A 274-nucleotide genomic window follows, 5' to 3' on the forward strand; every position below is an offset into this window, starting at 1 on the left:
GACGCGCTGCTGATGCGCGTGATGGGCAGCCCCGACCCGTACGGCAAGCAGATCGACGGCATGGGCGGCGCGACCTCCAGCACCAGCAAGACCGTGATCGTGTCCAAGAGCACGCGCCCGGACCACGATGTCGACTACCTGTTCGGCCAGGTCTCCATCGACCAGCTCTTTGTCGACTGGAGCGGCAACTGCGGCAACCTGTCCGCTGCGGTCGGCCCCTTCGCCATCAGCGCCGGCCTGGTCGAACCCGGCCGCATCCCGCGTAACGGTGTCG

Annotated in this window: 1 protein-coding gene; it reads left to right on the forward strand. The window is 67.9% G+C overall.

The annotated features are described in order from the left end of the window. A partial coding sequence (locus RVY79_RS19590; RefSeq protein ID WP_317466242.1) for a PrpF domain-containing protein occupies positions 1-274 on the forward strand: 274 nt, incomplete at both ends.

Origin of the sequence: Chromohalobacter sp. HP20-39 (assembly GCF_033052815.1) — a bacterium.
Taxonomy (GTDB): domain Bacteria; phylum Pseudomonadota; class Gammaproteobacteria; order Pseudomonadales; family Halomonadaceae; genus Chromohalobacter.